A 26,526-nucleotide genomic window follows, 5' to 3' on the forward strand; every position below is an offset into this window, starting at 1 on the left:
AAAAATGGCGAAACAAGCGCAAATTTTTTGTCATTGCGAGAAGTCGCATTTTTGTGGCGGACTTCGTGGCAATCCATCTCATATTCGCAGAATCTAAATGTGGATTGCCACGAAAATGCTACGCATTTTCTCGCAATGACGGCGTGGGGGCGATTTGCTTTAAGGTTTGGATTGCCACGATTTTGCGTTGCAAAATCTCGCAATGACGAAATAAATTCCCTTACGGATGAGATTCACACAAACTTCCCCTTCCCTTGCGGAGGGGGATTAAGGGGGCGGGTATTTTTCGCATTAGATTCTGCGAATTTGTTTGATTCGCAGAATCTGCACTTAATTTGTCATTGCGAGAAGTTGCACTTTTGGGGCGGACTTCGTGGCAATCTAAAATTTTTGTCATTCTGAGCGAAGCGAAGAATCTCAAAAAAAAAAAAAAAAAAAACAATCAAAACAGAGATTCTTCGATTGCTTCGCAATCTCAGAATGACAAGTTAGCACAGATTCTGCGAATTTTATGTGATTTTATGTGATTTGCAGAGATTCTGCGATTTTATAAATTTTCTGCTAAAATTCGCATTTTTATCTCTCACAAAAAAAGGACATATTTTGAAAATCTTTGGGACTGATGGGATTCGCGGGGAGGCTGGGAGCGACATTACGCCATTCACCGCGCTAAAAGCGGGGCTTGCTGCGGGGATTTATTTTAAAAACTGCCCCAAAAATGATTTGCCAAAACACACAAACACGATTTTAATCGGCAAGGACACGCGCCGCAGTGGCTATATGATTGAAAATGGCTTGGTTAGCGCATTTACCGCGCTTGGGTTTAATGTCATTCAAGTAGGACCGATGCCAACCCCTGCGATTGCCTTTCTCACGGAGGATATGCGCTGTGATGCGGGGATAATGATAAGCGCGTCCCACAATCCCTACTATGACAACGGCATAAAGTTCTTTGATTTGCGCGGATACAAGCTAGATGAGCGCAAAGAAGAGCAAATCGAGCGCATTTACAATGATGAAAAGACGCTCACTTCGCACTTCAAAACCCGCGCAAATATCGGCGCTTCAAAGCGAATTGATGATGTCATCGGGCGATATATCGTGCATATCAAAAATAGCTTCCCCAAAAATCTCAACCTAAATGGCGTGAAAATTATCGTGGATTGCGCAAATGGCGCGGGTTACAAAGTCGCTCCCATTATTTTTAGCGAATTAGGTGCGGAGGTGATTGCCATAAACAACGCCCCAAACGGCTACAATATCAACGAATCTTGTGGCGCAATGCACCCTGAAATTTTGGCGCAAAAGGTTGTAGAAGTGGGCGCAGATGTGGGATTCGCCCTTGATGGAGATGCTGATAGGCTCATAGTCGTGGATAATAAAGGGCAGATTGTCAGCGGAGACAAAGTGCTAGGCGCGTTATCACTATATCTCAAACGCCAAAAGTGCCTACGCAACAATGGAATCGTAACTACGATAATGAGCAATGTCGCGCTGGAGCGGTTTTGCGCGAAACACAATATCGATATGATTCGCGCAAATGTCGGCGATAAATTCGTGCTAGAAGCGATGATAGCGCAGGGTTACAGCTTTGGCGGGGAGCAAAGTGGGCATATTATTTTTAGCGATTATGCCAAAACGGGCGATGGGATTTTGAGCGCGTTGCAAGTCCTAGCCCTTATGTTAAAGGCGAATCGCGCAAGTAGCGAGGTGCTAAATCCTTTTAGCCTCTATCCGCAGGTGCTAAAAAATATCGATATTTCGCACAAAAAAACGCCACTAGATTCGCTTGAATCGCGCTATAAAAAGCTGATTGTGGATGAGATTCGCCACATTATCCGCTACTCTGGCACGGAGAATAAACTGCGGATTTTATTAGAAGGCAAGGACAAAAAGTTGCTTGAATCCACGATGTGCGAATTAGAAGCGTTTTTTAAAAAAGAGATTTCTTGCGGGTAACGCGAATCTAATTTAGGCAAATCTTAAAAATGGAGCGCAATTTGGGGGCGAATCTTATATGAATCTAGGGGCGAATCTTACGAATCTAAAAGCACGAATCTTGCGTAGATTCACCAAAAAACACTTCGCATTTTTTGCGATGATGGTTTTGGCAATCGCACTTGACCAAGCAATCAAATTTTTGATTTTGGATTTTTACGCAAACGCGCCAAGTCCCCACGCCAAAGTCTTTCAAAGCGAATTTATCGACATAATTTTGGTTTTCAACAAAGGCGTGGCATTCTCATTTTTAAGCGCGGTGGGGGCGAATCTCAAATGGCTAATCCTAGCAATGCTACTTTTTATGCTAATTTTGGTGCTAAAAAGCGATGAATTATTCGCCCAAAACTTCGTAGCATTTGGGCTAATCATCGGCGCTGGATTTAGCAATTTGGTGGATAGATTCGTGCGCGATGGCGTGGTGGATTATATTTTTTGGCATTACAAATTCAACTTTGCGGTTTTCAACCTAGCCGATTCACTCATAAATGTCGCCATCGCGTGGGTGATTTTGAAGTATATTTTTTGGCGAAAATAAGCGTTGTAGCGGAAAAAAATTAGATTCTGCGAAATTTTCTGTGAGATTCTGCGAAAAATGGGTAGATTCTGCGATTTTTTTGTGAGATTCTGCGAATCGCAGAATCTAGTGCGAAAAACGCAGAATCTAGTATGTTTTTTCGTCATTGCGAGGAAGTGCGTAGCACTGACGAAGCAATCCACACGCGAGATTCTGCGAAATTAAAGCGATTTTGTAAAAATCGCAGAATCTAATACAAAAATCAAACGAGATTCTACGAAAATCGCAGAATCTTGGATTGCCACGACCTGCTTCGCAAGTCTCGCAATGACGGGATAGGAACGCAAATCTTGCAAAATATCGCAATGACGGATTATTTTTGAGATTTTTCGCTTCGTTCAAAATGACAAAAATAGTGATGATTTAAGCGCAAATCTATTTTGCCCTACCCTACAAACGCCTTATTTGCAATGTCTTTGCGCATTTTCGCGCCTTTGAAATTCACTTGTTTTGTCAAATTATAGGCATTTTTTTGCGCCTCTTTTAGCGAATCGCCTATCCCCACGCACACCAAAACACGCCCACCACTTGCCTTTAATGCACCATTTTCATCGCTAACCCCCGCAAATGAAATGTGATTGTCCGCATTTGAAGTGCAATTTGTGCCATTTTGTAGCGTGATAGTTTGCGCTACACTTGCGCTATACGGGTAGTTTTCACTTGCCACAACCACGCCCACGCAAGATTTATCCAAAATCTCCACTTTGAAATCGCCTAGTTTGCGATGCAGCGCCGCCTCCAAAATATCAAGCAACGGCGTTTTTAGCAATGGCAAAATCACCTCGCATTCAGGGTCGCCAAAGCGGACATTAAATTCTAGCACAAAAGGCTCACCGCCACTTACCATAATCCCGCAAAATAGCACCCCGCAAAACTCCGCACCCTCCGCCCTCATCGCCTCCAAAGTAGGCGTAATAATTCGCGCTTTGATTTTTTCTAGTAGCACCGAATCGCATTGTGGCGTGGGGCTATACGCGCCCATACCGCCCGTATTTGGTCCTAAATCATCGTCTAATAGTCGCTTGTGGTCTTGTGCTGTGGGCATTAGAATGAAATTTTTGCCATCGCAAATCGCAAACACGCTTAATTCAAAGCCATCTAAAAATTCTTCGATGACAATTCGCCTCCCCGCCTCGCCAAATCGCTCTCCGCTTATCATCGACTCCACAATCTGCTTTGCTTCGGGCTTTGAATCGGTGATAATCACGCCTTTTCCTGCGCACAAGCCATCTGCCTTTATTACGATTTTGCTAAAATTGCTTGATTCAATAAAGCCAAAAAGCTCGTCCTTATCGCTACTTGCAAGAAATTTTGCTGTGGGGATATGATATTTTTTAAGCAGATTTTTCATAAAGATTTTTGAGCCCTCTAACCTCGCAGCTGCCTTGCTAGGCGCAAAAACGCGGATTTTTGCTTCGCGCAATTCATCGCTTAATCCCTCAATCAAAGGTTGCTCTGGTCCTACCACCACAAGATTCACGCCCTTATTCACGCAAAAATCAACGATTTCTTTGTTGCCTTTTGCGTGGATATTTTCGCCCAAATTTGCTGTCGCGCCGTTGCCATTTGCAAAGTAGATTTGCCCCACGCGTGCGTCATTTTTCAAGCTCAATGCTATGCTATACTCGCGCCCACCGCTACCTACGATTAGAATTTTTTGTTTTGCGATTAAGATTTTCACAATTTTGCCCCTGTGTGGATTACCCAAGCAAAGCGAAATTTTGAATTTTTTGCCCCAAAAAGGATACAAAGAGTAAGATTCTAAGCATTTGTGTAGGCGGCAAATCCTACGCACGCACCGCACCATCAAGCAGAAACACCGACACATACAAACGACTACGCGAATCTAAATATATTTCACATTAGACTTAAAATTTAAAGAATCCCGCATTTACTTGGGCGAGCGAATTATAGCAAAAAACTTTCACTTTGCCTTAAAAAATGCGCATTTTTTATAGGGCGGATTTTGCGAATCGCAAATATTTTCGCGCTAGATTCTGCGAATTTCATATCATTTCACGCAAAAGCAATCCAAAAATGCAAAAAATATCCAAATTTACAAAGATTTAAGAATTTTTTAATTTGATAAAACCTAAAATTCGCAATTCTATTTTTGAAAAAAGGCAAAATTTTGAAAATAAATCTTAATTTGCGAATCTTTAAATCGATAAATCCGCTTAAAACTCTCTTGGGGGGGGGATTTGCTCTTTATCTAACTGATTTTTTACGCTATTTATTTCAAACTCACAAATTAAATCTTAAAAATCCACTTTATTTTGTCATTGCGAGTCCTTGCACTAGCAAGGCGAAGCAATCCAAAAATCCCCATATTAACTCAAAGGTGCGAAAATGGTAACTTAAAATATTTTTCGCGCTTTTTAGATTCGCGCATATTAAAGCAATCAAAATTCGTGGCGGTTAGGCAATGTTAGAAATAAGATTCGCCCCAAAAACGGCGAACATAATTTTAAATTAAGAAAGGAAAATACAATGACAAAGTTAGTAAAAATAGTTGTGCTAGGTTTTATAGCACTTGGAATTAGCGCGTGTGGTGGCATAAGCTGTAAGGACGGAGCGGTAAAAGATGAGGTTATCAAAAAAGTCAAAACGATGTATCCAAACTCCAATCCCAAGCTTACAAATATCGAAATGATAGATTCAGATAGTGAGGACAAAAGCGTTCAATGCAAAGCCGACATAGTAGGCGTAGATGAGGACAGGCTGTCTGTAAAATATGACGCGCATAATAGAGGCGATAAGGTGAGCGTTGGCACAAGGATACATTCTATGATAGGCGAGATTAGAAGTGATATTGTTAGTTTGCAAAGAAACATAGTTACGCAAGTATATGCAAATGGAATCGACACCACAAAACAAAAAGCACTAAATGGCAAAGAATGGAACGAGTGGATTATGGAAAGCAGTCTGGGCTCATTCGTAAGCGAGGAAACAAAAAAAGCATTTAATGAAAAATGGATGATTTTAGGTAATGGTGTGTCGCTCAAAATGTGTAGCAAGGGCGAAACACCATTGGTATCCATCAATAATGGATATATGTATATTAGCCCTAGCAAAGTCGCAGGTGAAGGCAAAATGGAGGCATTTTGCAAAGGTTTAAGCGAAAGCTATCGCAATGGCAAAAGCAATGGCGATAAAAAAGTCCCATTAGCGACAATGGGGACATTGGACTTTTGACTTGCAAAAGATTCGCGCTTTACGCGTGAATCTAACATAAAGGATAAAAAATGAATAAATTAAAATTGCTTTTAAAAATATGTATTTGTGGCGTAGTTTTTAGTGGGTGCAGTTTCTTTGATGATTTATTTGTGCAACCATTTAGCGATGAAATCAAATATACAAAAAATAGTCCAAATGACGCTTGTATCCCCGATGATATGATGAAGCGATTAGCGAAAAAAAGTTATTATGAGGGATACTATCAAAACAAGATGTTTAGATATGATTGGCAAAAAGAATTTGTGAATGTTACTAATGACTATGGCAAAATCTTTAGTGATGATAGATATAAAGGCACGGGAATGTTTAAATGCTATGATTTGGTAACCCAATCTTATAATGAAGCTATCAAAAATGCCACAAAGTTGCCTACGAATATCAAAGAGGAACAAATTTTTGAAAAAGAATGGCTTGTGTGCGACAATATGCCAAAATGGCTAGAAACAAAGCTATTTGATTATATCAATCAAAATAAAGGCAATGATTTGGCTTATATTGACGCTTCAAATTTTAGAGTGTCGTGGGGTAGGCAACTTACAGGCGATGATAAATATGTGTGGGGCGAACTTCTCACAAATGATAGAGGCAGAATGGCAAATTGTGTCGCCAAAAAAGCCGCTATCAAAGCCATAGAAAATGATTTGATAGATTTGGGCGATGGTAAAAAGGGCAAATGTGCGGATTTAAGCTATGATGACGCGCCAAAGTGTTTGGCTTACTTTAAAGCTGTGTATGACAAAACTTACAATGCCAAAAAGAAAGAATTAGACGCAGAGGAAGACGCGTTAGAAATCAAAAGAGTGCGATTAAAACACGAAAAGCAAAATCGGCAATAAGATTTTTGTGAATCTTGCGAATCTTTTGTTAGATTCGCGCTTATTGTGGGTGAATCTAGCGTGATTTTAGATTCGCAGAATCTTTGAGTTGAATTTTGCAGATTCTGCGATTCGCAGAATCTTACACAATTTCGCAGAATCTAGCGCAAAAATCAGCTTCGCAGAATCTAAAACCTCACGATTTTTGCGCCAAAGCCACCCATTTGCGGTGGGGCGTCTTCAAAACTTTGCACTTTTGGGTGTGCGCTTAAAAAGTCCCGCACCACCGCGCTTAAAACGCCACTGCCGATGCCGTGTTTGATTAGCACTAGCTCAAATCCAGCCATTAGGCAATCTGAGATATACGCTTCAAGCAAGTCTAGTGCCTCTTCGGCGCGTTTGCCGTGCAAGTCAAGGCATACAGGGCAACTTTTGGCGACTTTGCTAACGCTCACGCTTCGCGCTTTTTGGGGGATTTGCGGGGCTAGTTTTAGGGCAGATAGTTTTGTGCGAACTCTAACGCCGTTTTCTAACTCAATTTGCGCGTTTTCGCCCTTTATGCTTAAAATTATGCCGATATTTTTGCCCTGCGTTACGCGATTACCGACTTTAAAATCAATGTGCCTTTTTGGCGTATCTTTTGGTATTGCCCTAAAAGCCTTGTGTTGCGCGTTTAAAAAGCGATGAATCTCTTTGCTATCTTGCTTTTTTAAAACCGCCTTTAACTCATCTAATGCCTTATTATAGATTGATTCTAACTCCGCTTTTTTCGCGCCAAGCGCGTTATTTTGCGCCTCAATTAGCAAATCTAACTCATCTTTTTTGCGCTCAATTTTTTGCAAGTTCGCCTCCATTTGCGCTTCTTTTGCGATTAGATTCGCCTTTAATGTGCTGGTTTGCTCCAAAAGCGCGTTTAGATTTTCTAAATTTTGGTTATATATTTTTTGCGCCTTTTCGATAATAAAGCGCGGAATCCCGTATTTTAGCGCACTCTCAAACGCATAGCTTTTGCCAATCGTCCCTTTTAGAAATGTATAAGTGGGGGCGCGATTTGCCTCATCATAAAGCGCGGCAAGTAGCTCTACACGCGGATTGTCCGCCATTTTACTTGCCAAAATTTTGTGGTGGGTGGTGATGATTATTTTGATATTTTTGTCGCTCAAATGCTCCAAAAGCGCGAAATAAAGCGCACTTGCTTCATTTGCGTCCGTGCCTAGCTCAATTTCATCAATGCCAAGCATTATATTTGAATCCGCGCCTTGCGCCCGAATCTGCGCCAAAATCGCACTAAACTCCATCATTCGCCCAGCAAATGTTGAAATATCGTTTTTACTATCCTGCGGGTCATTCAAAATCGCTTCGATTCGCGCAAAATGCGGGATTTTGGACTTATGCGGACTTATTTTAAAAGGGATTAGCAAGTTTGAAAGCAAAGACGCGCTTAAAATGCTTTTTAGTAACATTGTCTTTCCTCCCGCATTTACGCCCGTTACAAGCATTATCTGCCTATCAAACTCCACATTGCAAGGTATTGGATTTTTGATATTTGGGTGGCAAAAATCGCTTAAAACAATCGCGCCTCCGTATTTTTGGCGATTTAAAGTTGGCAAAATAAACTCAAAATTGCGCGTTTTGGCAAAAAATACCCGCGATTGAAGTGCGTCAAATCTATCAAATTCAGCGTTTATAAATTTCAAAAAAAATATATTTTCTTGCATTTTGCTAGATATTTCACGCTCAATCTCAAAAAGGGCGATTTCGCGCTCATTGCGGAGTTTGTCAAGTTTGTCATAAATATATTGCAAAGCATTTGGCAAAATGTAAAAAAATCCCGCCTGTGTGCGCTGCATTATGCGCCCTTGCATTACTTTGCTAAATCCACTGCGAACCAAAAGGCACTCTCTCCCATCAATAAAATGCACACTTTTATCCACCAAATAAGGCGTAATTTTTGCGTTACCAAGCAATCTATCAAGCTGTTTTTTTAGCTCTTTGTTTGCGTTTTTTATCGATTGATTTATAAAATCAAATTTCTCGTATTTTCCGCTTCGCAAATTGCCATCATTTTCAAAGCAATCCACAATTTGCAAAATATCAAATGGGATATTGATTTGCCCTAACATTCGCGGGATTTGGGTAAGCGAATCCAAATTTAGATTTTTAAGATATAGAAAATATTTGATAATTTTGGCAAACTCAAAAAGCGAATCTAACTTCAAAATCGCGCCTTTTTTTAAAATTGCTAGTTCGTTATCCAAAGCGCGAATCTCGCCTACAACGCTTTGTGGCGGGGCAAAAACAATGCTACTTAATTCATCGATTTTTAATTTTGCTTCTTTTAAGTCGCCTTTGATTTTTAGGGATTTGATTAGATTCTGCGATTCGTATGAAAGATTTTGCGGATTCTGCGTTAGATTCTGCGATTTGTGTGAAAGATTTTGTAGATTCTGCGAATTTAGCGCAGAATCTAAATTATTTTTCCTTGCAAAAAATCCCAAAAAATCCTTTATAAAGTCCCACAAATCGAGCTTTTTTATGATAGCGTCATTCAAATTATTCGCATTCCTCAATGGCGATGATTTTGTTATGGTGCTTTGTCCCCGCCTTGCCTGTGAAGCTCAAAGTGCCGTTTGTAAAGGTAAAATTGTCGCGATTCACGCTAATTTCGCCACATTCAATATCCTCGCCACGATTGAATGAAGCGATGATTTCGGCGTCTGCGCGATTTTTTTTATCAAACATTTGCGTGTAAATAAAGGCGATTATCACGCACACAGCGCACAAAATGCCTAAAATTATGCCCTTTTTCTTATCCATTTTTCCGCGCACATTAAAATACAAAAATAGCCCGATGATGACGGATATTAGCGCGATTAGGGCGATTTTCAAATCGCACCTCTCATTTGATAGGTAATATCACCCGCGCCAAAGCCCACAATTAGCCCTGAATCAAGCGCATTTAGGATTTTGCCATCTTTGACAATCTCTAATGTTGCGCCACTGCGATGAATACAATCCGCCATAATGGGCGCATATCGCCCAAAGTGTCCGTTAAAATCAATGGGGATTGGACTCTCATTTGTCCCCCACACGGGCAAAATCACCAAATTATCCACACCCGCAAAAGATTCTGCGAATCCATCGATATTGTGAATCGTGCGCGAATACTTGTGCGGCTGCCAAATCGCAGTGATATTGCGGATATTTTTCAATCTAGCGTAGTGCTTTATTGAATCAAGCGTGGATTTGATTTCTGTCGGGTGGTGGGCGTAATCATCGATAATCACGCACTTTTCGCCCTTGCAAACGATATCAAATCGCTTTTGTATGCCTTTGTAATTTAGTAGATTCTGCGAAATATTCGCAGAATCCATCTCATCTAACGCGCTTAAAATCGCCAAACTCGCATTACTTGCGGTATGAAATCCAAATCCCCACACGCGAAAATTGCCCACAAATTTGCCATTGCGATTCAAAGAAAACTCCGTAAATGGCTCATCATCCTCCAAAAAATATTTGATATTTGCAATGTCTTTGTGCGGATAAAGGCGCGTTGCGGGGAGATTCAAAGATGCTAAAAATTCATCTTCGGCGTTAAAAACGCGCTTTTTTGCGCTTGTCAAAAAGTCCGCATAAGCTCTATGAAACAGCTCTAAATCGTAATTGTAGTGCTCCATATGCTCTGGCTCGGCGTTTGTAACAATCGCGCAGTAGGGATTGCTATTTAAAAAACTGCCATCGCTCTCATCTGCTTCAAATACGACACTTTCGCTTTGCACTGCGCGGACATTTGAGCCAAACTCTTTGCTTATCGCCCCGATGATTGCGCCATAATCCTTAAAAATCGCGCTTAACATTGCCGTAGTGCTACTTTTGCCGTGCGCTCCACACACCGAAAACACGCGTTTTTTTGCCAAAATGATTTTTAATGCGTCCTTGCGTGAGAGAATGGGGATATTTTTTGCCCGTGCTTCTGCTAATTCGACATTGTCATCATCGATAATCGCGCTATGCACGAGTAAATTTGGATTTTTGATATTGTTTTTGTCGTGCGGGATTGCGACTTGGACGCCTAAACTACGCAGATATTTTGTAGAGCAACTCTCACTTATATCGCTACCGCTGACTTCAACGCCTTGTGCCTGTAAATATCTAGCCAAACCTGAAATGCCAATGCCCCCGATTCCTACGAAATGAATGCTATTTAAATCCATAATTTTATCCTCTGCATTGCGTTTTTGATGATTTCGCTTTCATAAACAAGGGCGATTCGCACGAAATTTTCACCCGCTCCCTTGCGCCCCAAATAGCGACCCGGTAGCACCAAAATGCCCTCATTTGCGTAAAGCTCTTTTGTGAATGCTATATCGTCATTTACGCGCAACCACACATAAAAAGTGTATGGATTTATGTTTGTGCCTAAAATTTCTCTTGCGATTTTGAGATTCGCGCTGTATTTTTGGCGAAAAAACTCCGCACTTTTATCGTCCTCCCACGCCACTGCTGCGGCTTTTTGCAGTGGCAAAGGAATCGCACAACCGATATAAGTGCGATAACGCGCATAATCTTTTAAAATTTTTGCGTCCCCTGCGATAAATCCGCTTCGTAGTCCTGGCGCAGATGAACGCTTGGAGATAGAATTTATCGCCAAAATATTTTTAAAAGATTCGTTGCCTACGGCGAGACTTGCCTCTAAAATCGAAGTAGGCGCATTAGATTCGTAAATCTCGCTATAACATTCATCATTTAGCAAAATAAAGTCGTATTTTAGGGCATTTCGCACCCAAATCTCTAACTCATCTTGCGATAAAGTCGCGCCTGTGGGATTGTTTGGCGAATTTAAAATGACTAATTTTGCTTTTTTTAAATCCGATTCGGCGATTTGCGGTTTAAAATCGCTATCCAAATCCATATAGATTATCTCCGCATTTGAGGCGATTGCCGCGCCTTCATAGATTTGATAAAAGGGATTTGGAAACGCCATAACCCTATTTTGCGGGAAAAGGCTACCAAACACAAAATTTGGAAAGTTAAAAAGCACCTCCCTTGTGCCAAATGTGGGGATTATTTGCGCCAAATCAAGCGCAATATCAAATCGCCGTTTGACAAAGTCAATCTGCGCGTTTTTGAGATAGGATTCGCCCCCACTTGCAGGATATTTGCAAAGCAAATGCGCAAAATCTTTGAGCGCGTTTTGGATAAAGTCTGGCGTTTCAAACTGCGGTTCGCCGATGGTTAGTTTGATAATTTCACGCGAATCTTTTGGCGCGATATTTGCCAAAAGCGCGTTTAATTTTTCAAATGGATATGGTTCAAATTGCATTATTTTCTCTTAAAATCGCGCTTTTTGTTGCGTGAGTTAGGTTTTTTACGCTCATTTTTGCGTTCATTTTTTGGGGTTTCACGCCATTTTTTAGGGGCATTTGCCTTGTTTGAATCCATCAAATATGACAGCATTTTAAGGGCAAGTTGAGTGCTATCGATTTTAGCGCAAAGCTGCGGATACAAATCTAGCGCGCCGTGTGAAACGCTATATCGCAGAATCTTATCGGTAAGATTTTGATTTTTATGCGATTTTGGTGTAGATTCTGCGATAGAATCTATTGAAAATTCACTGCCAGCTTGCTCGCCTTCAAGCGTAAAAAGCTCCAAATTTGTCTTTATTTGCTCTTTGATTCGCTTCAAATCTTTAAATTCAAGGGGCGTTACAAGCGTAATTGCCACGCCCTTTCTGCCTGCTCTGCCCGTGCGCCCGATACGATGGACATACGAATTGGGATTTAGCGGTAAGTGATAGTTGAAAACAAAGCCCACATCACTTATATCAAGCCCACGACTTGCCACATCGGTTGCCACCAAAATCTCCACGCGATTTTCTTTAAACGCACTCATCGCAGTGCGCCTATCGCGTTGCTCCATATCGCCGTGAAGAGCGGTTGCCTTGTAACCTTTGGATTTCAGCAACTCCGCCAAAATGTCCGCCTCGCGCTTGGTGCGTGTGAAAACGATGGATTTTTTACTTGCCACAAAGTCAAGCAGACGCATAATCGCGTCATCGCGCTCATTTTCGTTTATAATGTAGTATTTTTGTTCAATGTCGGTGTTTGTAATATCGACTTTGGCGATTTTTACGCTCTTTGGGTTGTTTAAAATCTTTTTGGCGAGATTTTTGATGGGCGTTGGCATTGTCGCAGAAAATAGCAAAGTCTGACGAACGCGTGGGATAAAGCGAAAAATCTCTTCGATACTCTCCAAAAAGCCCATATCAAGCATTTCATCGCTTTCATCAAGGACTATGAATCGCGGATTAAAATTCTTAATCCTATCGTTTCGCAAGTGGTCTAAAAGCCGTCCGGGCGTGGCTACCATAACCTTTGGCTTTTTGTCTAGCAAGTCAATCTGCCGTTTTATGCTCTGTCCGCCGTAAATGCAAATCGTTTTTGTCCGCAAAAATCGCCCTAGCTTAAAAACCTCATCGCTGATTTGCATCGCAAGTTCGCGCGTGGGTGTGATGATAAGAGCCTCAATGTCGCTATTTTGCTCCAACATATTTAGGATAGGAATCGCAAATGCCGCCGTTTTGCCCGTGCCTGTCTGTGCTTGGGCGATTAAATCGTGCCCTTCTAGCACTAGCGGAATCGCGCTTTGCTGAATGGGGCTAGGGTCTTTGAATCCAGCCTCTGTGATACCTTGCAGGACTTTTTTCTTTAAATTGAAATGTGTAAAATTATTCATAAATGCTCTTTTGCTTGTGATAAGTTTTGATAAAAGTGCGGATTATAGCAAAAAATTTTTAAAAATATAGTTGCGATGATTTTGGGTGTGAATCGATGATTTTTAAGAATGCGCGAATCTAATATTTTTAAGATTGATTAAAGCAAAGTTTTATACAATTCGCACCAAAAATTTATGATGTAGGTAAAAAATGAATAATATTTTTTTAAATCCATTTTTAATTAAAGTCCTTTGCGATTCAGCGCATACGCACACGCACGGGGGGGGATTTAGATAAAAATCATTGCTTTTGCTTTGATATTGATGATACTTTAATTCACACTAATCTAGCGAATTTTTTGTCATATAACAAAGCCATTTGCGAAGTCAAAAATGCGCTTCTTTGTCCCGCGCTTTTGCAAAGTCGCTGTGATAAAAATTTGCTAGCAAATTTCAATCTAACTACCCGCGAATCTAATCTCATAAAATCGCTAAAAGAGAAATATTTCTACGATTTTTTACCCACTACGAAAATAAATCACTTGCTTTATAGTCTAATGCGCCTTTTGCAAGGCAAATATAGCACTATTTTAATCACAAATGCCAAGCGCAAACGCATAGATTTGCTTATCAAATACCACAATTTACGCAATTTGCCTATGATTTTTTACAATAGCGGTGGCAATAAATATCAAAACTGCATAGAGCATTTTTGCCTAAATGCTAGGGGGTTAAGCGTTTTTGAGGATAACGACAAAGATATAAAGTGCGCTAGGGACGCAGGAATCGTTAATATTATCAAAATTTAAGGAGGCGACAATGGGATTTTTTGAGTTTGAGATTCGTAGCAATGAATTTTTAAAGCGCAATACAAGCGGATTTTATACGATGGATTTTAAAGCCAAAGCGCAGAGCAGAGAGTTGCACTTTTTGCATATATTGAAAAACAATAAGGCAAACTACGCAGAATCGCAATTAGATGAGTGTAAAAATAAAGCTAGGGAGCATATCGCTAATTTTTTGGTGGCTTATGACAAAATATATGGCAATGCAGAAAATATAATAGTTTGCCGCGTGCCACGCTCAAAGACATTTTTTGCTGAATCGCAGTTATATTTTCAAAAAGCTATCCGTGAAGCAATCAGCCTTGCAAATGGCGGCATAAATAGAAAATTTATCAATGGCGTGTATTATATCAATCGAATCAAAGATGTAGCAACAACACATTTGGTAAATTCACAACCAGCGCAGATTTTTCTCCCAAACTTATGCAAAGGCGACACGCCATATCCCGGCATTACCAAAGATTCGTGTGATATTAGCGATAAAGTCGCAAATCAAACGATATTGTTAATCGATGATATTTATACGCTATATGCAAATGTCGTGGAGGATTGTATCCAAGCACTCTATGACAAAGGCGCGAAACGCGTAATCTTTTATGCCGTAGGACGCACGGAAAAGGGTAGAAATACACCAGCAGTTTGGAGAGAAGTATGAAAATTAGTAAAAATGCCAAAAATGTCGCCACGCTATTAAAAATAAAGGGCATTGGCAATGCTTGGATTGCGCAAAATTTTCGGGCAGATTCAAGCGAAGCAGAGATTATAGAGCGTTTAGCGCAAAAAAATCAAAACGCAGAATCGCTATTTTATGAATGCAAAATCGCAGTAGAAAATGAATTTGATTCGCTAGAAAACTACGCAGATGGCATTATCGCCTTTTGTGATAGCGGATTCCCCGCATATAGCGCAAATATCAAAGATAGCGATAAGCCTATTTTGCTAACATACAAGGGCGATTTGGGATTGCTAACTAAAAATTTGTTGCGAATCGCAGTCATTGGCTTTCTTAATCCGTGCGACAAAATCAAAGCATTAGAGGAAAAAATCGTTGATTCAATGCTACAAAAAGACGCTGTAATCGTAAGCGGACTTGCCAAAGGTTGCGATGAAATCGCCCATAGATTCACACTCCAAAAAAATGGCGCGACAATCGCCATTTTGCCAAGCACATTGCGCAATATTTTGCCTAGCGCAAATGCCGAGTTAGCACAAGAAATCGTAGCAAATGGCGGACTACTCATTGGCGAATATATCACAGAGTGCGACAATCCACGCTTTGGCTTACCGCAAAGATACATTGAGCGCGATAGATTGCAGGCTCTTTTTAGCGATGCGGTGTGCTTGGTGGCAAGCTTTGGCGAGAATGATAGCAAAGCGGATAAAAGCAAAGATTCAGGCGCACGACACGCGCTAGGCAAAGCAAAAGAGTGGGGCATACCGCGAATCGCCCCGCGTGGTATCGAAAATGATGAGAGATTTAATCTAAATAGAGAAATTTTAAACGACAAAGAATCCCCCGCAATCGAAATAAATGCAGAAAATGTAGGAAGCGTGGTAGAAAAGATTATTAAATTAAAGCAATCAAAGCAAGATTCGCTATTTGAGATTAAATAATTTGGGAGCAAAAATGACAACAACAGATTTGAATAAAGAGCTATTGTCCTATTTGGGCAGCAAGGATTCATATAAAATTATACGGTGCATAGAAAATGGTGCAATTATAGAGGCAAAGCAAAATAACAATCATAACAATATCCCCGAAATTGACATTGATGATGAAATCCCATTTTAGAGATTCAAGGGATTGAAAATGACTAAACAACAAAAGCAAATTATAGCATTTATCGCAGAATGTGCGGTGTGGATAGCGATGATAGTAATGGCATTTCTGCACTCTGTGATATCGGGGCTAATTTCTGTGATAGTGGTGGTGCTGATATTTATCACGGCACATAATCCACATTTAGGCGCGTGCAAAACGCCACAAAGGCAAAAAGGCGAATATGATGAATTTTGGCAAACGATAATAGAAAAGCAACAAGAGCAAAACGATGATTATTGGCAAAGGCTAGTTGAAAAATATTCAAACATAGATGACGAATATAAAAACGAACGCTAGATGCTAAATTTTAGGGGCGTTTTGCTTTTTGCTCGCATTTAAGCTAAAATTTGCAAATTTTTAGCAAAGGGCGCACAAAATGACGCAAAATCTAGCACACAGCTTCGCAAAAATCCTAAATTTTGGCAGTTTTGAATCATTTGCGCTTGATGAGTTTCACAATGGCATTGCGATAAAACTCGCTGACATCGTGCTTGGCAAGTATTTTATCTACTTGCGGACGCCACAAAACGCGCTTTATCCTTGCGTCATTTATAACGCGCTAATAAGCCACCGAGCGCACATAGCAAGGCAAAAGCCCATCATTCACTTCACAAAATGCGCGGATTTAGACGCGCTAATGCAAGGCAATGGCGCAAAGGCGCGGATTATGACAAGCAACGCTTTTAGCTACGCGGTGGGGAGCAGTGAGCGCGTGAGTGCGAAAATTTTTTATGACGCAAAACTGCCATTTTGCGCGAAATGCGTGGAAAATTACAAGCGATTTTTTGAGGCATTTGATGAGCGCGAAATTTGGCAAAAAATGTTTCAAAACGAGCTATTCTCCGCTATCGAATCGCAATCTTTGCGCGTAGTAGGTTATAGCACCAAACAAGCGGACAATCATTTTTATTTAGCAAGGGGGTAAAATGGCGATTTTGTTGGAGATGCCGCGCGATTTGGGGATTTTGGAAGTAATTTTCGCGGATTTGCAAGTCGCAAAAAATGTGAGCGATTATTTTTTGGATTCGGCGACTTTGAATCGCATTTTATCCCTAAATTGTGGCGATTTGCGTGTTGAAAATAGCGTGGATTTGGGCTATGGGATTCGCGCTATCGAGCAAAGCTATGTGTTAAAAAATAGCGGGATTTTTGAAGCGCACAGGGCGTTTGTAGATTTTCAGTTTGTAGCAAAGGGCAGTGAGATTATGAAAGTGGGCTTTTTTAGCGCGTTTGAGCCTATAAATGAATACAATTTCACAAAAGATTGCCAAAATTTTGTGCCACTTAAATCGCCTTCATCAATTGCGCTTTATGAAAATTCGCTTTTGATTTTGACGCCAAAGGACATTCACGCTGGGGGATTTGAGCTAGATTCGGCAGTGGTTTTTAAGTCCGTGCTAAAAGTGCCGACAAATTTATTAAAGATTGCGCTATGAGAAAAAAACTTATATTTTTAGTGATTTTTATCACAGGCGTTTTTGCGGATAATTTGCAGAATCTAGCGCACGATTCGCAGAATCAATCGCAAAATCTCTGTAAAAACGGCGATATTACGGGCTTTTGGCTCTCTCCACGCGACAAAGTTAGTGGGCGATATAGCATTGTGGAGATTTTTAAGAAAGATGGCAAATATTTCGCATATCAGGTTGCTTTTATGGATTCGCAAGCCTCAAAAAAAGACACGCTAAATCAAAATTTTGCTTTGCGTGATAGAGAGGTTTTGGGTAGCGTTCATATTTATAATTTGGAGCGCGAAGGGCAAAATTCTTATATAAATGGCAGATATTATGATTTCAACAAAGGCAAGAGTTTTCACTTAAAGGCGCGATTAGAATGCGATAAGCTCATTTTGCTTGTGAGTGCGGATAATGTGGGCTTTTTGGGGACGAAAAAAATTTATAGGGCGATTTTGCCACAAGAAGCGCATTTTTTTGTAAAGTCTAAACCAAAGATTGATTTTAGTGGAGTTGTGAATTGAGAGAGATTTTTTTAATCGGTTCAAAAGCCGAAGAGGGCGTAAAGTCGCTGGTTGTGAGCGAAATAAGGATTTTACCATTTGAAGTGAATTTGCATAATATTGACGCGCTGATTTTTACTTCGCGCTATGCGATAAAATCAATGGCGCAAAACGCCGAGCGCGTGGGCGATTGTAGCTGGAAAAAAATCCCTAGCTTTGTGATAGGCGAGGGCAGTGCGGGATTTTTGGAGAGTTTGGGCGGGACAATCGAATATATCGGGCAAGATTCGCACGGCGATGGCTTTGCAAAAGAGATTATCCCATTGCTTAAAAACCGCCACCCGCTGTATGTTCACGCCAAAAAAATCGTCTCTGGCATAAATGAAAAGCTAATCCACCACAAAATCAAATTAAGCGAAGTGGTGGCGTATGAAAATAAGACGCTAAAACTTGATTCGCGCCTTGTCCCGCCACCTAGTTCGATTTTGATTTTTACCGCGCCTAGTCATTACAAGGCGTTTTTGGCAAATTTCAAGTGGGATGGGAGCTATTTGGCAGTGGCGATTGGAATGACGACTTTTGGGGTGTTTGATACGGGGATTGACGCCTTTGTCGCGCCAAAGCAAAGCATTCAATCCTGCATTGACTTTGCCAAAGAATTGCGCGTGCGATTGCCGTAAGTTTCGTGGCATTTTGGGGCTAAAATCGTGCAATTTTTAAGCGTTAGCGAACTAAATTCGCAGTTAAAAAGCGTCATCAAAGAGCATTTTCCGCAGATTTTTGTGGAGGGCGAAATCTGCAATTTGACAAAACATCAAAGCGGACATTGCTATTTTAGCCTAAAAGACGCGGATTCAACGATTCGCTGTGTGCTTTTTAAGGGCACTCGTGCTTGGCTAAAAATTGAGCTAGAAAACGCGCAAAAAGTCCAAATCACAGGCGAAATCTCGCTTTATGAAAAAAGAGGCGAATATCAAATAATATGCACAAATATCGCGCAATGCGGGGCAGATGCAAACGCACTAGAAAAGTTAAAGCAAAAGTTAAAGGCGGAGGGCTTGTTTGAGGCAAAGCACAAAAAGCCACTGCCACGCTTTCCGCACAAAATCGCGCTCATCACTTCAAAATCGGGTGCGGCGTTGCACGACATTTTGTTTGTGGCAAATAAGCGGTGGAATTTAATTGAGCTGTCAATCTTTGATACGCTCGTGCAGGGCGATGAAGCGAAGTTTCAAATCGCAGAATCTATCGCGTTGGCGGACAATGGCAAGTTTGACATTATCGTTTTGGCGCGTGGTGGCGGGAGTTTGGAGGATTTATGGGCGTTTAATGAAGAGATTGTCGCAAGGGCGATTTTTAGCGCGAAAACGCCCATAGTTTCGGCGATTGGGCACGAAGTTGATTTTTTGCTCAGTGATTTGGTGGCGGACATTCGCGCACCTACGCCATCTGCGGCTTTTGAGATGATTTTACCCGATAAAACGCAGTGGCTTTTGAAATTGGCAGAGTTGCAAAATGAGCTTGATTCGGCGTATTTGGCTCGAATTGTGGCGTTTAAAAATGCGCTTGAAATTTTGAAATCAAAAATGTTGGCGTTTCGATTCGACTATAAAAAAGAGTGTGCGAATTTGGCGGATTTGCGGGCGAATCTAACAAAAATGGCGCAAAATTTATTAGCGCAAAAATGTGAGAGTGCGAATCAAAAAAATGCGCTAGATTTGGCATATTTGCGCCTACTTGAATCGCATCGCACGAATCTAGCGCAACTAAGGGCGATTTTAGATTCGCGCAATCCAAAAAGATTGGTTGAAAAAGGATTCGTGCAGATTACCAAAGATGGCGCAGTGGCAAATCTAAATGATTTGCATAAAGATGATAAAATAACTTTAAGCGATGGCGAAATAAGCAAAAACGCGGTGATTGGAGGATGAAAATGCTTAAAAAAATCTACAAAAAAATTATGTATCCATTTTTAAGGGTGCTTTATAAACCAATTTTGGATGAAGTGCGAGAAAATAGCGTCGATAAGGCGACTTTGTGGGGCATTGAGATGCTTTTGCGAAAGGAATTTATGGCAAAATATAAGATTTTATCGCCACAAAAAAGCATTGAGTTTTTGTGTGAAAAAAGAGGCAGTTTTATAAGACTTGGCGATGGAGATTTGCCTATTTTGTGCGATAAGGGCGGTGGAATGCATAAATTTAGCACGACGCTAAAAGAGCGACTAATGTTTGCGCTAGATTCTGCGAATCGCCTAAATATTCCCATTGGAATAAATGTAAATTTGGTGAAAAATGTTGATTTAAAAGATAGCGGATTTTTCTATGCGTGTGAGTATTTAAATGCCTATGGTGCGATAAAATATCTGCCAAATGATAGGATTTATTTTGATGGTGTTGCGCTAAGATATTCGCCGATGGATTTTTATGTATTAGATTCAAAAATCCAAAATGGGGGGGGGCAGAAGCAAAATCGCAGAATCTAAACTCTGCAAAAATTAACAAAATCGCAGAATCTATAAATCCAAACGCAGATTCTGCGAATAACGCAAAATTCGCAGAATCCATAAATCCAAACGCAGATTCTGCGAATCTTTTGGATTTAGCGAAAAATCCGCATTTTTATTTTGATGATAGTTTTGGGCGGAGAGTTTTTGAGGATTATTTAGAGATTTTGATAAATCCTATAAAGTCCCTTTGGCGCGGGAAAAAAGTCGTTGTTGTTGAGGGATTTAATAGTTATTTTGGCGTTTATAATGATTTGCTAGATTCTGCAAGTGAGGTTATTCGCCTAAATTCCTATCCGCCATTTGATGCGTTTAGCAAAATTGATGAGATTTTGGGGGATGTGATGCGTGTGGCAAGGAAATATGAAAAGGATGAAATTTGCTTTATTGTGGCACTTGGGGCGAGTGCGAAAATTCTATGCGTTGAGTTAGCGATGCGCGGATATATCGCCTATGATATGGGAAATATGTCAATTAGTTATGATTGCATTATCCATAAAAAAGATAGAAAGTTGATTGATACGCTAAATTTGCAAAAAGAATATATTTTAATGCTATAATTTTGAATTTTTAAATAAGGATTTTGATGCTTTTTAATAGTTATATGTTTGTGGTGCTTGTGATTTTTACGATGATTTTTTATTACGCGCCATTTTGGAAAATGCTAAATAGGGGGGGGGGCAGAATAAGTTAAAAATCGCAGAATCTAGCGCAGATTCTGCAAAATATGCAAAAAACGCAGAATCTATAAATCCAAACGCAGATTCTGCAAATAACGCAAAATTCGCAGAATCTACCCAAATATTAGATTCTGCGAAGTGCAACTATCAGATTTTTGTAATCATCATCGCTAGTTTTGTATTTTATGCTTACAATGTCCCGCTTTTATTGCTTTTGCTTATTTCATCCGCGCTAATTAACGCAATCACTTCATATCAAATTTCCCACACTTCGCAAGGTAAAGCAAAGCGATTTTACGCAATCTTTGGCGTGTGCGTAAATTTAGCGATTTTATGTGCGTTTAAATATTCGCCACTATTTGGAGCAATGCTACCAGCTGGAGATTTCGCCACACTTTTGCTTTCCATCCCACTTCCAATTGGCATTTCATTTTTTACATTTCAAGGCATTTCTTTGGTGGTGGATGTTTATAAAAATAATAAAATCGCAGAATCTACCCCAAAAAATCACGCCAAAAATGTCGTATTTTTCATTGCATTTTTCCCTGCACTCATCGCTGGTCCTATTTTAAAAGCACATAATTTTTTCCCGCAAATTCGCGCAAAATATCTAAAAAATATCCCATTTTTACGAGCATTCAAAGTGCTGATTTTGGGATATTTTTTAAAAAATGTCATCGCGGATAATCTAAAAGACCAAACTTTTTGGATGGCGTATCCTTACTTTTTGTCTTATGATTCTGCGAGTTTGGTGGTTTTGCTTATTGGTTATAGTGTGCAGATTTTTGCGGATTTTGCTGGGTATAGTTTGATTGCAATCGGAGTTGCGTTACTTTTTGGATATGAGTTGCCTAAAAATTTTAATTTCCCCTATATTTCTGCGTCATTTAGCGAGTTTTGGAGTAGGTGGCATATTAGTCTTTCATCGTGGTTGAAGGAATATCTCTACATTCCGCTTGGTGGGAATAAAAAGGGGAATTTGCGAACTTATCTAAATCTATTTATTGTGATGGCACTTGGCGGATTTTGGCACGGGGCGGCGGTAAGTTATATTATTTGGGGTTGCTATCACGGGATTTTGCTGATTTTGGAGCGGATTTGCAGTCAAATTTTCACATTGCCAAAGTGGAGATTTGTGCGAATGGGACGGATATTATTTGTGTTTTTGGCGGTTAGTTTTGGGTGGTTGCTATTTTGTCTAAATGATTTTACGCACGCCATCGCATTTATCCAAAAACTCTTTAATAACGAAGGCGAGTTTATGCGAGTGGTGGCACTTTGCGTGGGGATTTATTCATCTTGCATTTTGATTTATTATTTAAATTACTTGCTTTGCAAAAAAAGCGGTAAAAATATGCTTGACAATAATCTCATTTGGGCAATTATGCTATTTTTAATTTTCACAAACAGCGGGAGTAGCGATGCGTTTATCTATTTTCAGTTCTAATTTTTTAAAAATTCTTGCCATATTTTTTGCTATATTTTTGGCGTATAATATTTTTTTGTGGAGTTGCAAACCGCAAATTACCGCCACGCAAAATCAATGGCAACAAAATATCGTTTTTGCGCAAGATTTTATCTATGAGACAAAAATCACTAAAATCGCAGAATCTAGCGCGTATAACGCAATTATTGTCGGTTCATCGATGAGTGCGAGAATAGATTCTGCGAAGTTAGCAAAAAGTCATATTTACAATCTCGCTTTTGGCGGTGGAAGTGCGTTGAGCGGATTAGAAATCATAAAGCAAACAAACAAACTGCCAAAGGCGATTTTCGTAGAATCTAATATTGCATTTTTGCGTCCAAAGGATGCAAATATGTTGAAGCAACTTTTTGGCGTAGATTCTGCGATGAAAAAATACATCCCCGCTTTGCAGGTAAAATATCAACCAATAAATGTTTTTTTGAGTTTTGTAAAAGGGAGGGCGGGGAAATCAAAGGATGAAAAGTTAGCAAAACAACGCAATGAAAAGTTGTATAAAGATAGTTTGGAGCGGATGATTGAGGGATATAATGCAAATATAGATTCTGCGAAATATGAAGCGGATTTAGCGGAGTTAAGGGTGCTTTTGGCGTATTTTGAAAAGCAGGGGGTAGAGATTATATTTTTTGAAATGCCAATCGATGAAAAATTACTTAACACAAAGCAGGTTTTGGCGGTGCATAAAGTTTTGAAAGACTTTGCATATCCCACGCTGCCACCGCCAAATCATAGCATTTATCAAACGACCGATGGCATTCATTTGCTTGAAAAAAGTGCCGATGAATTTAGCGATGAATTCATCAAAAAAACTCGCGATTTTCTTTGAATTTCGCAGAATCTACGCCATCCACGCTTTAAGTGCGTTTATATCCTCATAGCTTGTCATATCAAGCATTATAGGCGTTATGCTGGTATATCCTGCCATTACTGCGCTAAAATCCGAGTTATTTTCCGCCCGTTCATTCCACGCTAATGGGTGCAAACCAAGCCAATAATATTCTTCACCGCGCGGACTTTTGCGCTTGTGTGCGTCATTGCCGTAGATTCGGTAGCCTAATTGCGTGATTTTTGTGCCTTTGTAATCCTTTGCTTTGACATTTGGGATATTTACATTTAGCAATTTGCGCCCTTGCAAGGGGAATTGTGCGCTTAAAATTTTCTCTACCAAATCGCGTGAGACTTCTTTGGCAAGGGCAAAATCGCTTTTCACTACGCCCCTTTTGTCATCTACCACTTGCGAAATAGCGATTGAGGGAATCTCCCTTATTGCGCCCTCCATCGCCCCTGCCACCGTGCCTGAGTAGGTTACATCTTCGCCCATATTTGAGCCTATGTTTATGCCAGAGATGATTAAATCGGGCGTAATTTTTAGCGTGTTAAGTGCCAAATACACGCAGTCTGAGGGTGTGCCGTCATCAAGTTTGTAGAAATCTTTGGCGATTTTGATTAGTCGCAAGGGGCGTGTGAGCGTTAGTCCGTGTCCGCAGGCGGATTTTTCACTTGCGGGGGCTACGACAATGATTCGCGCTAAATCGCTCAATGCTTCTACAAGTGCTTTCAGTGCGATAGATTCAAAGCCATCATCATTTGTGATTAAAATATTTTTCATTTTTGTCCTTTTAATAGATATTTATTTAGCAAAAAATATAAGTTTTTTGCGATTTTTTTATCGATTTTTTCAAGCGTTTCTAGTAGCGTCATTTTAAGCGAATCTAACGCGTCCTCCGCGCCTTTTAGCCCTAGTAGATTCACATAGCTATTTTTGTTTTCATCGATATTTGCGCTTTTGCCCTCATTTGATGAAATCTTATCTAAAATATCATCGCGAATCTGAAAAAATAGCCCCAATTTTAGCCCAAAATCATAGAGTTTTTTGCGCTCAATTTTTGGCAGTTTGGCGATAATTGCGCCCATTTCAAGCGATGAAGCGATTAAATGTGCGGTTTTGTTTGTGTGGATAAAATCAACCTTTTTGCGCTGTAATTTCTGCCCCTCAAAGTGGCAATCCAACGCCTGTCCTACCACCATTTTTAGCCCACCAAAGGATAGCGATTTGGCAAGTTTGGCGCGAGTTTTGCCACTAAAATGCGCCGTAGCAATCAAATAAAACGCATAAGTATTTAGCCCATCGCCACACAAAATCGCGTCTGCCTCGCTATATTTGGTATGCAAAGTGGGGTGATTGCGGCGAAGTGAAGCATTATCCATAGCGGGTAAATCATCGTGGATTAGGGAGTAAGTGTGGAGTGATTCGATTGCTAGGGCGATTTGAAAGCAATTCGTCAAAAAAGTATCATTTTTTTGAATATTTTTCGCGCTAAATTCACGGCATTTTTTTGGTGCATTTTTTTGATTTGCCAAAACCACGCAAAAAAGCAACGCAGGGCGGAATCGCTTCCCGCCATTTCGCATCATTTCCCAAAATGCGACTTCAAAGTTTGGGTGAAAACTGCGCATAATTTTTGCGCTGTGATTTTGCAAATATCGCTCAAACTCCGCCATTACCGCGTCAAATCGCTTCATAAATCCATCTCCATCAAATCTACATCAATAAAAAATTCAAAATCATCTCGAATCACAAGAAATGACAGCATTTGAGTATGCGAAAGTGTCGCATTTAGCGCAGAATCTAGCGCATTTTTATCGCTAATCTCAATTTGATTTAGTCGCAAAATCTTATCGCCCTTTTTGAAACTCGCAAAATCTCTCTCAACGCGCAAATTTTCATTAACGATAATGCCTAAAATATCTAACGCCACGCTATTTTCATCAAATGCACGATGTCGCTCAAACGCACGCACGGGGATTTGCAAAATCTTATTATTTCGCTTTATCGTGATTTGGGCGATTTTGCCGTGCTCTAAATTTGAAGAAATATCAAAAAAATCATATTGATTTTTGATTTTTACGCCATTTATCGCCAAGACTTCATCGCCTAAATGCAAAGATTTTGCGGATTTCACGCTAGATTCTGCGGATTCGCGTTTAGATTCAGCGGATTTTTGCATAAGCGGATTTATCGCAATTATTTTATTTTTTGTATCAATGCTAAATCCAATATCGCTGTATTTTGCCACACTATGCGGTAAAGTTCGCGCTAAAATTCGCGTTAAAAATCGCTTCAAATACGCAGAATCTATAAAGCGATTATCACCAATGCCAATGCCATAGATTTGATAGCAAATATCGCTAATCACGGCATTTGGCGGGATATCTTGCGAAAATTTACCAAAATCTTTTAGCGATTTTTGAAGGTGCAAAATCTGCCCTTGCGACATCGCATTTTCGCTTATGGTGGCGAGATTTTTGAGATTCGCAGAATCTGGCACAACCAAATCATACTTTTGCGCCAAAACCTTGCCATCAAATAAAATTAGTCGCATAAATGCGTCATATTTCGCAGAATCTGCGCTTGATTCACCGCTAAATGCGAGATATTTGCCTTCGCCAATGTGGATTGCGCGGATTTTTGCGCCACTTTGAAGTGTGAAAATTTGCGAAGTATTTAGATAAAACTCCGCGCATTTGCTGAAATTATACGCACTTAATGGCGCAATCAAAACCGCGATAAATACGCAGAATCTAAGACTTAAACGGCGAAAAATCACCCAAAATCTCCATCGCGCTATTTTTTTTGGCATTTTCGGCATTTTTCAACGCTTCATTGATTGCGCCGATTAGCAAAATCTGCAACGCCTCCAAATCCTCTAATAGCGACTTATCGATATTCAAATCCACCACTTCGCTATTGCCATTCACGCTCACACTCACAAGCCCACCGCCACTTTTTGCCGTGTAGATGGTGTTTGCGTTCTTTTCTTCAATATTTTTGATATTGCTTTGAAGTTGCTCTAACATATTGCTAAAATCATTTGGATTAAACATTTTTTGC

34 protein-coding genes are annotated in these 26,526 nt (G+C 40.2%); 21 read left to right on the top strand and 13 right to left on the bottom strand.

Translation table 11 applies throughout. From position 1 onward, the window contains the following. Nucleotides 1-27: 27 nt before the first annotated feature. From ACWIUD_RS08160 to ACWIUD_RS08175, 4 genes are all read left to right on the top strand, one after another. Nucleotides 28-402, top strand: coding sequence for a hypothetical protein (locus tag ACWIUD_RS08160; protein ID WP_454148395.1), 375 nt, complete (start codon nucleotides 28-30; stop codon nucleotides 400-402). A gap of 201 nt (nucleotides 403-603) precedes the next feature. Beyond that, a complete protein-coding gene (gene glmM / locus ACWIUD_RS08165) occupies nucleotides 604-1,959 on the top strand; it encodes a phosphoglucosamine mutase (RefSeq protein WP_454148397.1) in 1,356 nt (451 codons plus the stop codon). A 58-nt stretch (nucleotides 1,960-2,017) separates the two neighbouring features. Continuing rightward, nucleotides 2,018-2,536, top strand: coding sequence for a signal peptidase II (gene lspA, locus ACWIUD_RS08170; RefSeq protein ID WP_454148399.1), 519 nt, complete (start codon nucleotides 2,018-2,020; stop codon nucleotides 2,534-2,536). 57 nt (nucleotides 2,537-2,593) lie between these two features. Continuing rightward, on the top strand, nucleotides 2,594-2,740 hold the full coding sequence (locus tag ACWIUD_RS08175; protein WP_454148401.1) for a hypothetical protein: 147 nt from the start codon (nucleotides 2,594-2,596) through the stop codon (nucleotides 2,738-2,740). Here the strand turns inward: ACWIUD_RS08175 and ACWIUD_RS08180 are convergent. Next, complete coding sequence (locus tag ACWIUD_RS08180; protein ID WP_454148403.1) at nucleotides 2,737-2,871, bottom strand: hypothetical protein; 135 nt, start codon at nucleotides 2,869-2,871, stop codon at nucleotides 2,737-2,739. The genes ACWIUD_RS08175 and ACWIUD_RS08180 overlap by 4 nt on opposite strands. 89 nt (nucleotides 2,872-2,960) lie before the next feature. After that, the gene (gene purD, locus ACWIUD_RS08185) at nucleotides 2,961-4,256 is read right to left on the bottom strand and encodes a phosphoribosylamine--glycine ligase (RefSeq protein ID WP_454148405.1); all 1,296 of its coding nucleotides are present in this window, start codon (nucleotides 4,254-4,256) and stop codon (nucleotides 2,961-2,963) included. 260 nt (nucleotides 4,257-4,516) lie between these two features. Here purD and ACWIUD_RS08190 point away from each other — a divergent pair, with 260 nt between their 5' ends. Beyond that, nucleotides 4,517-4,645: a hypothetical protein gene (locus ACWIUD_RS08190; RefSeq protein ID WP_454148407.1), complete on the top strand. Its 129-nt coding sequence runs from the start codon at nucleotides 4,517-4,519 to the stop codon at nucleotides 4,643-4,645. Nucleotides 4,646-4,846: 201 nt separating this feature from the next. On the opposite strand, the gene ACWIUD_RS08195 is transcribed toward ACWIUD_RS08190, so the two are convergent. Then, nucleotides 4,847-4,981 carry a hypothetical protein gene (locus ACWIUD_RS08195; protein ID WP_454148409.1) on the bottom strand — a complete coding sequence of 45 codons (135 nt, stop codon included), beginning with the start codon at nucleotides 4,979-4,981 and terminating at the stop codon, nucleotides 4,847-4,849. An 84-nt stretch (nucleotides 4,982-5,065) separates the two neighbouring features. Between ACWIUD_RS08195 and ACWIUD_RS08200 the strand changes: the two genes are divergently transcribed. Continuing rightward, nucleotides 5,066-5,770, top strand: a complete 705-nt coding sequence (locus tag ACWIUD_RS08200; RefSeq protein WP_454148411.1) for a hypothetical protein — start codon at nucleotides 5,066-5,068, stop codon at nucleotides 5,768-5,770. A 50-nt stretch (nucleotides 5,771-5,820) separates the two neighbouring features. Then, nucleotides 5,821-6,648 carry a hypothetical protein gene (locus tag ACWIUD_RS08205; RefSeq protein ID WP_454148413.1) on the top strand — a complete coding sequence of 276 codons (828 nt, stop codon included), beginning with the start codon at nucleotides 5,821-5,823 and terminating at the stop codon, nucleotides 6,646-6,648. 167 nt (nucleotides 6,649-6,815) lie between these two features. On the opposite strand, the gene ACWIUD_RS08210 is transcribed toward ACWIUD_RS08205, so the two are convergent. The 5 genes from ACWIUD_RS08210 to ACWIUD_RS08230 are packed head-to-tail and all read right to left on the bottom strand — an operon-like array spanning nucleotide 6,816 to nucleotide 13,362. Further along, complete coding sequence (locus ACWIUD_RS08210; protein ID WP_454148415.1) at nucleotides 6,816-9,179, bottom strand: endonuclease MutS2; 2,364 nt, start codon at nucleotides 9,177-9,179, stop codon at nucleotides 6,816-6,818. A 1-nt stretch (nucleotide 9,180) separates the two neighbouring features. Beyond that, a complete protein-coding gene (locus ACWIUD_RS08215; RefSeq protein ID WP_454135649.1) occupies nucleotides 9,181-9,516 on the bottom strand; it encodes a hypothetical protein in 336 nt (111 codons plus the stop codon). Next, nucleotides 9,513-10,841: a UDP-N-acetylmuramate--L-alanine ligase gene (gene murC, locus ACWIUD_RS08220; protein ID WP_454148417.1), complete on the bottom strand. Its 1,329-nt coding sequence runs from the start codon at nucleotides 10,839-10,841 to the stop codon at nucleotides 9,513-9,515. Before murC ends, ACWIUD_RS08215 begins: the two co-directional genes overlap by 4 nt. After that, on the bottom strand, nucleotides 10,832-11,950 hold the full coding sequence (locus ACWIUD_RS08225) for a succinyldiaminopimelate transaminase (protein WP_454148419.1): 1,119 nt from the start codon (nucleotides 11,948-11,950) through the stop codon (nucleotides 10,832-10,834). The genes murC and ACWIUD_RS08225 overlap by 10 nt, the downstream gene beginning before the upstream one ends. Beyond that, nucleotides 11,950-13,362 (bottom strand): DEAD/DEAH box helicase, encoded by a 1,413-nt coding sequence (locus tag ACWIUD_RS08230; protein ID WP_454148421.1) that lies wholly within the window; start codon nucleotides 13,360-13,362, stop codon nucleotides 11,950-11,952. The genes ACWIUD_RS08225 and ACWIUD_RS08230 overlap by 1 nt, the downstream gene beginning before the upstream one ends. 299 nt (nucleotides 13,363-13,661) lie before the next feature. Here ACWIUD_RS08230 and ACWIUD_RS08235 point away from each other — a divergent pair, with 299 nt between their 5' ends. From ACWIUD_RS08235 to ACWIUD_RS08290, 12 genes are all read left to right on the top strand, one after another. Beyond that, the gene (locus ACWIUD_RS08235; RefSeq protein WP_454148509.1) at nucleotides 13,662-14,150 is read left to right on the top strand and encodes an HAD hydrolase-like protein; all 489 of its coding nucleotides are present in this window, start codon (nucleotides 13,662-13,664) and stop codon (nucleotides 14,148-14,150) included. Nucleotides 14,151-14,160: 10 nt separating this feature from the next. Next, the gene (locus ACWIUD_RS08240) at nucleotides 14,161-14,841 is read left to right on the top strand and encodes a hypothetical protein (protein ID WP_454148423.1); all 681 of its coding nucleotides are present in this window, start codon (nucleotides 14,161-14,163) and stop codon (nucleotides 14,839-14,841) included. Continuing rightward, entirely contained in the window at nucleotides 14,838-15,800 is a 963-nt protein-coding gene (locus ACWIUD_RS08245) for a DNA-processing protein DprA (protein ID WP_454148425.1), read from the top strand. The genes ACWIUD_RS08240 and ACWIUD_RS08245 overlap by 4 nt, the downstream gene beginning before the upstream one ends. Nucleotides 15,801-15,813: 13 nt before the next feature. After that, the gene (locus tag ACWIUD_RS08250; RefSeq protein ID WP_454148427.1) at nucleotides 15,814-15,978 is read left to right on the top strand and encodes a hypothetical protein; all 165 of its coding nucleotides are present in this window, start codon (nucleotides 15,814-15,816) and stop codon (nucleotides 15,976-15,978) included. Nucleotides 15,979-15,996: 18 nt separating this feature from the next. Next, on the top strand, nucleotides 15,997-16,305 hold the full coding sequence (locus tag ACWIUD_RS08255) for a hypothetical protein (RefSeq protein WP_454148429.1): 309 nt from the start codon (nucleotides 15,997-15,999) through the stop codon (nucleotides 16,303-16,305). 79 nt (nucleotides 16,306-16,384) lie between these two features. Further along, a complete protein-coding gene (locus ACWIUD_RS08260) occupies nucleotides 16,385-16,933 on the top strand; it encodes a hypothetical protein (RefSeq protein ID WP_454148431.1) in 549 nt (182 codons plus the stop codon). Between the two features lies 1 nt (nucleotide 16,934). After that, the gene (locus tag ACWIUD_RS08265; protein WP_454148433.1) at nucleotides 16,935-17,444 is read left to right on the top strand and encodes a YhcH/YjgK/YiaL family protein; all 510 of its coding nucleotides are present in this window, start codon (nucleotides 16,935-16,937) and stop codon (nucleotides 17,442-17,444) included. Continuing rightward, entirely contained in the window at nucleotides 17,441-17,986 is a 546-nt protein-coding gene (locus ACWIUD_RS08270; RefSeq protein WP_454148435.1) for a DUF2147 domain-containing protein, read from the top strand. The genes ACWIUD_RS08265 and ACWIUD_RS08270 overlap by 4 nt, the downstream gene beginning before the upstream one ends. After that, on the top strand, nucleotides 17,983-18,645 hold the full coding sequence (locus ACWIUD_RS08275; protein WP_454148437.1) for a uroporphyrinogen-III synthase: 663 nt from the start codon (nucleotides 17,983-17,985) through the stop codon (nucleotides 18,643-18,645). The genes ACWIUD_RS08270 and ACWIUD_RS08275 overlap by 4 nt, the downstream gene beginning before the upstream one ends. A 27-nt stretch (nucleotides 18,646-18,672) precedes the next feature. Beyond that, a complete protein-coding gene (gene xseA, locus ACWIUD_RS08280; RefSeq protein ID WP_454148439.1) occupies nucleotides 18,673-19,896 on the top strand; it encodes an exodeoxyribonuclease VII large subunit in 1,224 nt (407 codons plus the stop codon). Between the two features lie 2 nt (nucleotides 19,897-19,898). Next, the gene (locus ACWIUD_RS08285) at nucleotides 19,899-20,450 is read left to right on the top strand and encodes a hypothetical protein (RefSeq protein WP_454148441.1); all 552 of its coding nucleotides are present in this window, start codon (nucleotides 19,899-19,901) and stop codon (nucleotides 20,448-20,450) included. A gap of 110 nt (nucleotides 20,451-20,560) precedes the next feature. Beyond that, complete coding sequence (locus ACWIUD_RS08290) at nucleotides 20,561-21,031, top strand: GT-D fold domain-containing glycosyltransferase (protein WP_454148443.1); 471 nt, start codon at nucleotides 20,561-20,563, stop codon at nucleotides 21,029-21,031. 66 nt (nucleotides 21,032-21,097) lie between these two features. On the opposite strand, the gene ACWIUD_RS08295 is transcribed toward ACWIUD_RS08290, so the two are convergent. Next, nucleotides 21,098-21,295, bottom strand: a complete 198-nt coding sequence (locus ACWIUD_RS08295) for a hypothetical protein (RefSeq protein WP_454148445.1) — start codon at nucleotides 21,293-21,295, stop codon at nucleotides 21,098-21,100. Nucleotides 21,296-21,359: 64 nt separating this feature from the next. On the opposite strand from ACWIUD_RS08295, the gene ACWIUD_RS08300 reads away from it, so the two are divergent. Then, a complete protein-coding gene (locus ACWIUD_RS08300; protein WP_454148447.1) occupies nucleotides 21,360-22,598 on the top strand; it encodes an MBOAT family O-acyltransferase in 1,239 nt (412 codons plus the stop codon). Beyond that, nucleotides 22,573-23,460, top strand: coding sequence for a hypothetical protein (locus tag ACWIUD_RS08305; RefSeq protein WP_454148449.1), 888 nt, complete (start codon nucleotides 22,573-22,575; stop codon nucleotides 23,458-23,460). Before ACWIUD_RS08300 ends, ACWIUD_RS08305 begins: the two co-directional genes overlap by 26 nt. Nucleotides 23,461-23,472: 12 nt before the next feature. Here the strand turns inward: ACWIUD_RS08305 and surE are convergent, their stop codons facing one another. Genes surE through ACWIUD_RS08325 form a run of 4 tightly spaced genes read right to left on the bottom strand, consistent with a single transcriptional unit; the run spans nucleotide 23,473 to nucleotide 26,519 of the window. After that, nucleotides 23,473-24,243, bottom strand: coding sequence for a 5'/3'-nucleotidase SurE (gene surE / locus ACWIUD_RS08310; protein ID WP_454148451.1), 771 nt, complete (start codon nucleotides 24,241-24,243; stop codon nucleotides 23,473-23,475). Further along, nucleotides 24,240-25,157, bottom strand: a complete 918-nt coding sequence (locus ACWIUD_RS08315; RefSeq protein WP_454148453.1) for a polyprenyl synthetase family protein — start codon at nucleotides 25,155-25,157, stop codon at nucleotides 24,240-24,242. The genes surE and ACWIUD_RS08315 overlap by 4 nt, the downstream gene beginning before the upstream one ends. Beyond that, nucleotides 25,154-26,275 carry a DUF7488 domain-containing protein gene (locus ACWIUD_RS08320; protein ID WP_454148455.1) on the bottom strand — a complete coding sequence of 374 codons (1,122 nt, stop codon included), beginning with the start codon at nucleotides 26,273-26,275 and terminating at the stop codon, nucleotides 25,154-25,156. Before ACWIUD_RS08320 ends, ACWIUD_RS08315 begins: the two co-directional genes overlap by 4 nt. After that, nucleotides 26,217-26,519, bottom strand: a complete 303-nt coding sequence (locus tag ACWIUD_RS08325) for a YbaB/EbfC family nucleoid-associated protein (RefSeq protein WP_454148457.1) — start codon at nucleotides 26,517-26,519, stop codon at nucleotides 26,217-26,219. The genes ACWIUD_RS08320 and ACWIUD_RS08325 overlap by 59 nt, the downstream gene beginning before the upstream one ends. Between the last annotated feature and the right edge of the window lie 7 nt (nucleotides 26,520-26,526).

This window comes from Helicobacter sp. 23-1044, from assembly GCF_053654695.1.

Bases quoted from the DNA above. Each gene is read 5' to 3' on its own strand.
- lspA (WP_454148399.1), top strand. From the start codon at position 2,018: ATGAATCTAGGGGCGAATCTTACGAATCTAAAAGCACGAATCTTGCGT.
- ACWIUD_RS08175 (WP_454148401.1), top strand. From the start codon at position 2,594: ATGGGTAGATTCTGCGATTTTTTTGTGAGATTCTGCGAATCGCAGAAT.
- ACWIUD_RS08190 (WP_454148407.1), top strand. From the start codon at position 4,517: ATGCGCATTTTTTATAGGGCGGATTTTGCGAATCGCAAATATTTTCGC.
- ACWIUD_RS08200 (WP_454148411.1), top strand. From the start codon at position 5,066: ATGACAAAGTTAGTAAAAATAGTTGTGCTAGGTTTTATAGCACTTGGA.
- ACWIUD_RS08205 (WP_454148413.1), top strand. From the start codon at position 5,821: ATGAATAAATTAAAATTGCTTTTAAAAATATGTATTTGTGGCGTAGTT.
- murC (WP_454148417.1), bottom strand. From the start codon at position 10,841: ATGGATTTAAATAGCATTCATTTCGTAGGAATCGGGGGCATTGGCATT.
- ACWIUD_RS08225 (WP_454148419.1), bottom strand. From the start codon at position 11,950: ATGCAATTTGAACCATATCCATTTGAAAAATTAAACGCGCTTTTGGCA.
- ACWIUD_RS08230 (WP_454148421.1), bottom strand. From the start codon at position 13,362: ATGAATAATTTTACACATTTCAATTTAAAGAAAAAAGTCCTGCAAGGT.
- ACWIUD_RS08240 (WP_454148423.1), top strand. From the start codon at position 14,161: ATGGGATTTTTTGAGTTTGAGATTCGTAGCAATGAATTTTTAAAGCGC.
- ACWIUD_RS08245 (WP_454148425.1), top strand. From the start codon at position 14,838: ATGAAAATTAGTAAAAATGCCAAAAATGTCGCCACGCTATTAAAAATA.
- ACWIUD_RS08250 (WP_454148427.1), top strand. From the start codon at position 15,814: ATGACAACAACAGATTTGAATAAAGAGCTATTGTCCTATTTGGGCAGC.
- ACWIUD_RS08255 (WP_454148429.1), top strand. From the start codon at position 15,997: ATGACTAAACAACAAAAGCAAATTATAGCATTTATCGCAGAATGTGCG.
- ACWIUD_RS08260 (WP_454148431.1), top strand. From the start codon at position 16,385: ATGACGCAAAATCTAGCACACAGCTTCGCAAAAATCCTAAATTTTGGC.
- ACWIUD_RS08265 (WP_454148433.1), top strand. From the start codon at position 16,935: ATGGCGATTTTGTTGGAGATGCCGCGCGATTTGGGGATTTTGGAAGTA.
- ACWIUD_RS08270 (WP_454148435.1), top strand. From the start codon at position 17,441: ATGAGAAAAAAACTTATATTTTTAGTGATTTTTATCACAGGCGTTTTT.
- ACWIUD_RS08285 (WP_454148441.1), top strand. From the start codon at position 19,899: ATGCTTAAAAAAATCTACAAAAAAATTATGTATCCATTTTTAAGGGTG.
- ACWIUD_RS08305 (WP_454148449.1), top strand. From the start codon at position 22,573: ATGCGTTTATCTATTTTCAGTTCTAATTTTTTAAAAATTCTTGCCATA.
- surE (WP_454148451.1), bottom strand. From the start codon at position 24,243: ATGAAAAATATTTTAATCACAAATGATGATGGCTTTGAATCTATCGCA.
- ACWIUD_RS08315 (WP_454148453.1), bottom strand. From the start codon at position 25,157: ATGAAGCGATTTGACGCGGTAATGGCGGAGTTTGAGCGATATTTGCAA.
- ACWIUD_RS08320 (WP_454148455.1), bottom strand. From the start codon at position 26,275: ATGCCAAAAAAAATAGCGCGATGGAGATTTTGGGTGATTTTTCGCCGT.
- ACWIUD_RS08325 (WP_454148457.1), bottom strand. From the start codon at position 26,519: ATGTTTAATCCAAATGATTTTAGCAATATGTTAGAGCAACTTCAAAGC.